At 42.0% G+C, this 1,086-nt stretch carries 1 protein-coding gene; it reads left to right on the forward strand.

All coding sequences use genetic code 11. From position 1 onward, the window contains the following. Positions 1-131 precede the first annotated feature (131 nt). Positions 132-1,025 carry an alpha/beta fold hydrolase gene (locus AC3DU7_RS27495; protein WP_488042441.1) on the forward strand — a complete coding sequence of 298 codons (894 nt, stop codon included), beginning with the start codon at positions 132-134 and terminating at the stop codon, positions 1,023-1,025. Positions 1,026-1,086 lie beyond the last annotated feature (61 nt).

Raw genomic sequence — 1,086 nt, forward strand, 5'->3', positions numbered from 1 at the left:
GGAAATTTGTTTGCCCAGCATGACAAATGGAAAAAATATCCCTTCTTAAGAAAAAAACATTGTTTTGAGCTGATAAAATCTAATTTTTGACTTTTGAATTTTGTAAAACGATATAATCCAAATAAATTTTCATGTTTGAACAATTTACCTACCATAAAATACCAACTTCCAATGCCACCATTAATTTAGTCAAAGGCGGAAAAGGTTATCCACTACTACTATTACATGGCTATCCTCAAACTCACATTATGTGGCACAAAGTCGCTCCCGCCCTTGCCCAACACTTCACCGTCATCTGCACAGACTTACGCGGTTATGGCGATAGTGACAAACCACCCTCCGATCCTCAACATCTCACCTATTCCAAACGAGTTACTGCCCAAGACCAAGTAGAAGTCATGGCAGCTCTAGGTTTCTCCAAATTCTTGGCAGCAGGTCACGATCGCGGAGGTAGAGTTCTCCATCGCCTTTTACTCGACCACCCCCAGTGTGTGGAAAAAGCAGCACTTCTTGATATTGTACCAACCAGGAAAATTTTTCAAACTGTCAACCAACAACTAGCTACTGCCTACTCTCACTGGTTTTTTCTGCTCGAACCCAACAATATTCCTGAACGCATGATCGGTGCTGACCCAGCATTTTATCTTGTCAGTAAACTAAAACAGTGGAGTTATAACCAAGCAGCTTTTACTGAGGATGCTATAGCAGAATACATTCGTTGTTTTAGTAACCCTGCCAGTATTCATGGAACTTGTGAAGACTATCGTGCGGCAGCTACTATTGACTTGCAACATGATGCAGAAGATATTAACAGTAGAATACAATGTTCGTTACTTGTGTTGTGGGGAAAGCACGGGGTAATGGAAAAATGTTATGATGTGCTGGAAACTTGGCGAGAAAGAGCAATAGATGTGCGCGGTCAAGCTTTCCCCTGTGGTCACTTTTTGCCAGAAGAAGCTCCAGAAGAAACAACTCAGGCATTACTTGATTTTTTTGAGGAGTCAGGTGTCAGAAGTCAGCAGTAGGGGATATCTGAAAAGTTTTTTGATACTCCATTTTGCCCCCCGAGCAAGCCAACTTTGGGGG

The organism is Okeania sp. (assembly GCF_983059655.1).

What these genes read in the sequence shown, in the direction of transcription:
- AC3DU7_RS27495 (WP_488042441.1), top strand. Translation starts at nt 132, where the DNA reads ATGTTTGAACAATTTACCTACCATAAAATACCAACTTCCAATGCCACC.